The organism is Pseudomonas citronellolis, assembly GCF_029335315.1.
Taxonomy (GTDB): Bacteria; Pseudomonadota; Gammaproteobacteria; order Pseudomonadales; family Pseudomonadaceae; genus Pseudomonas; species Pseudomonas citronellolis_A.
In genome coordinates, this window is the sequence record NZ_JARJLT010000243.1 from 1 (window position 1) to 3862 (window position 3862).

Consider the following 3862-nt stretch of genomic DNA (forward strand, 5'->3'; position numbering starts at 1 on the left):
GCCCGGCGCCAGGCCCAAACGCGGGCGGCGTTCGCCCACGCGGTTCTTGCGGACTTCGCGGCGCTCGCGAAAGTCCAGCTCTTCCATGGCTTCCAGGCGTTCCTGCAGGTCTTCGATCTCCTGGGGGGTCAACAGCTTGCGCGTCCTGTACATGGACACCTCCGCATGCGAGTTCCACATTGAATTGGACTAGCACACGGCGGCGAAGATTCCACTCAGCGCAGTTCCTGCACCAGGCTCGACAGGGTCGTCAGCACCGCCCCGGCCAGGCCCTTGGCCCGCGCGCCGCTCCAGCCGTGGCGCGGGTCGGGGTTCAGGTCGTGGTCCTTGAAGGGCATTTCCAGGGTCAGCGACAGGCACTGGTAGGTTTCGCCGACATGGTTGCAGGCCAGCGTCATGTTGGCCTTGCCCGGCGCGCTGCGCGGGTAGCCGTGGACGCTCTGGAACTCGCCGTTGCGCTCCAGGCTCGCGCGGAACTCCGCCTCCAGGCGGGCCTGGCGCTCGCTGTAGCCGGGGTTGCCTTCGCAGCCGGCGGCGAACACGTAGGGGATTTCCTCGTCGCCATGGATGTCGAGGAACAGGTCGACGCCCTGCTGGCGCATGTGCGCCTGGACGAACAGCACTTCCGGGCTGTTCTCGGCGCTGGGCGCGGCCCAGGCGCGGTTGAGGTCGGTGCCGGCGGCGTTGGTGCGCAGGTGGCCACGGAAGGCGCCGTCGGGGTTCATGTTCGGCACCAGGTACAGCTCGGCGTGCTGCAGCAGGTGCTCGAGCTCGGCGTCGGGGCGCTGCAGGCGCTCGATCAGGCCTTCCATGAACCATTCGGCCATGTGCTCGCCGGGGTGTTGCTGGGCGATCAGCCACAGCTTGCGGGTCGCCCGCGGGTTGCGGCGGACGCGCAGCAGCGGGATGTCGCGGCCCTCGACGCTGCGCCCGGTGGCCACCAGCTCGGCGCCGGCCTTGTCGATCGCCTCGCGCACCAGCGCGGCGTGGCGCTCGCGGCTGTAGGGCTCGAAGTAGGCGAACCAGGCCTGCGGCTGCTCGGCGTCGAGGCTGAAGCGCAGGGACTGGCCGTCGTAGCTGCTGTCCACGCGGAACCACTCGCGCTGGTCGTAGGAGGCCACCGCGCGGTAGCCCGGCCAACCGCCGGTGTAGCTGGACTGCCCGGCGTTGGTCAGGTTGAAGGTGTAGCGCTGGCCGGCCTGCAGGCCGTCGACGCGGAAGTGGAACCACTGGAAGTGCGGGCTCTTCAGGTCCGGGCGCAGGGCCAGGCGCACGTCGCGCGGGTCGCCGGCATCCAGCACCTGGATGTTGCCGCTGTCGAAGTCGCAGCGAATCTCCATGAATCCTCCTCAGGCATGGTGGATGCAAAACCCCTATCTTGCGGCGCCCCGCCCCGGCTGTCATCCGCGGGGCTTTCACGGAAATAATATTATGATAATAATATAAACCGGATGAGACGCCGCCTGGCCAACTCCCGCCCAGGCGCTAACCTCGATGAATTCGTCCCGCGACCAGGAGAACTCCATGAGTGACTACGACGTGATCATCATCGGCGGCGGCCCCGGCGGCTACAACGCCGCCATCCGCGCCGGCCAGCTGGGCCTCAAGGTGGCCTGCGTGGAAGGCCGCGAAACCCTCGGCGGCACCTGCCTGAACGTCGGCTGCATGCCGTCCAAGGCGCTGCTGCACGCCTCCGAGCTGTTCGAGGCGGCCAGCGGCGCCGAGTTCGCCCGCCTGGGCATCCAGGTCAAGCCGAGCCTGGACCTGGCGCAGATGATGAAGCAGAAGGACGAAAGCGTCGGCGCCCTGACCAAGGGCGTGGAGTTCCTGTTCCGCAAGAACAAGGTGGAATGGCTCAAGGGCTGGGGCCGCCTGGACGGCCCGGGCAAGGTGGTGGTCAGCGCCGCCGACGGCTCCAGCAGCAGCCACGGCGCCCGGCACGTGATCATCGCCACCGGCTCCGAACCCACGCCGTTGCCGGGCGTGACCATCGACAACAAGCGCATCCTCGACTCCACCGGGGCCTTGTCGCTGCCGGAAGTGCCCAAGCGCCTGGTGGTGATCGGCGCCGGGGTCATCGGCCTGGAGCTGGGCTCGGTGTGGCGGCGCCTGGGCAGCGAGGTGACGGTGCTGGAATACCTCGACCGCATCTGCCCGGGCATGGACGACGAGACCGCGCGCACCTTCCAGCGCGCCCTGGCCAAGCAGGGCATGCAGTTCAAGCTGGGCTCGAAGGTGACCCAGGCCAAGGTCAGCGGCAAGACCGTCAGCCTGCAGGTGGAGCCGGCCGCCGGCGGCGCCGCCGAGACCCTGGAGGCCGACTACGTGCTGGTGGCCATCGGCCGCCGCCCGTACACCCAGGGCCTGGGCCTGGAGACCGTGGGCCTGGCCGTGGACAAGCGCGGCATGCTGGCCAACCAGCACCTGCGCAGCGGGGTGGACGGCATCTGGGTGATCGGCGACGTCACCGCCGGGCCGATGCTGGCGCACAAGGCCGAGGAAGAGGCCATCGCCGTGGCCGAGCTGATCGCCGGCAAGGCGGGCGAGGTCAACTACGAGGTCATCCCCAGCGTCATCTACACCCACCCGGAAGTCGCCACCGTGGGCAAGACCGAGGAACAGCTGAAGGCCGAGGGGCGCGCCTACCGGGTCGGCAAGTTCCCCTTCACGGCCAACAGCCGGGCGAAGATCAACCACGAGACCGAGGGCTTCGTGAAGGTCCTGGCGGACGAGCGCAGCGACGAGGTGCTGGGTGTGCACATGGTCGGGCCGAACGTCGGCGACATGATCGCCGAGTTCTGCGTGGCCATGGAGTTCGCCGCCGCCTCCGAGGACGTGGCGCGCACCTGCCACCCGCACCCGACCCGCTCCGAGGCGCTGCGCCAGGCGGCCATGGCGGTGGAAGGCTGGGCGATGCAGGCGTGAACCCCTGCGGCGGATCGGCGCACCCCGCCGCTCCGCCGCAAGCCCCGTGGCAGAGCCATTTGCCGGGATTTAGCGGCAGATTGCCGGCAATTTTCCGGATTCCAATGCGACAAGCCTGTGCACAAAAGCGACAGGCGTTGTGACTTTCTGTGCGACTCGCGGTGTCAATTGGCTGTACAGATCGGACGGATCAGCGAAGCGCCGTCCACTAACAGAGCAATGGATGACCTGCGCAGAGAGTGTAACCACCATGAACGCGACCCTTCGTTTCAACGAGGCTCTGCTGATCTCCGGACGAGCCTTCCAACCCTTCCAGTGCGTGACCTGGGTCGACCAGGCCAGCGGCGACGGCAGCCTCGACCTGTCCGTGCTCGACCGCACCGGCACCCGCCTGCTGGGCCTGACCCGCATCCCCTGCACCGAGTACTCCGACCCGGCGCGCCTGGCCGACCTGCTGACCCAGGCCCGCGAGGAGCTGAACCGCGAAGGCTACCGCCTGCAGGAATGGCACATGCCCGAGTGACGCGGCGGCGCTCCCCTCGAAAAGCCCGGACTCAGTGCCGGGCTTTTGCGTTCTGGGGATGCGTAACGCCAGGCTCCGACCTCGCCGCCTTGGCTGACCCGCTCCCGCTTGCGGGCGAGGGTTGGGGAAAGGGGGCTCTTGGAGTTGCCTAAGCGTCAGTGTTCCGCGCCGCTCCGAGTCTGCCCAACCGTCTTGTTTCGCCCCCTCGGGCGAGTCACTTTTGCAGTCGCCGGAAGGCCGGCCCCGCAAAAAGTAACCAAAACGCTTGCCCCGGCATCCGGGCCCGGCAAGCCGGGCTTCCCTCACGAACTCCCGAGCACCGGAGGCCCGCCCCGAGGGTACGTCCCTGTAGCCCGCGGGGCTCTTGCGACATCCATGTCGCCCGGCCTCCTCAGCTCGGGTTTCGCTCGGCCT

The 3862-nt window shown here is 68.4% G+C and carries 3 protein-coding genes; 2 read left to right on the plus strand and 1 reads right to left on the minus strand.

Features of this window, described 5'->3' with window-relative positions:
* Positions 1–215: 215 nt before the first annotated feature.
* On the minus strand, positions 216–1340 hold the full coding sequence (locus tag P3W75_RS18530) for a M14 family metallopeptidase (protein ID WP_276228777.1): 1125 nt from the start codon (positions 1338–1340) through the stop codon (positions 216–218).
* 184 nt (positions 1341–1524) lie between these two features.
* Here P3W75_RS18530 and lpdA point away from each other — a divergent pair, with 184 nt between their 5' ends.
* Entirely contained in the window at positions 1525–2925 is a 1401-nt protein-coding gene (gene lpdA / locus P3W75_RS18535; protein ID WP_276228778.1) for a dihydrolipoyl dehydrogenase, read from the plus strand.
* 250 nt (positions 2926–3175) lie between these two features.
* Entirely contained in the window at positions 3176–3448 is a 273-nt protein-coding gene (locus P3W75_RS18540; RefSeq protein ID WP_276228779.1) for a hypothetical protein, read from the plus strand.
* Positions 3449–3862: the final 414 nt, after the last annotated feature.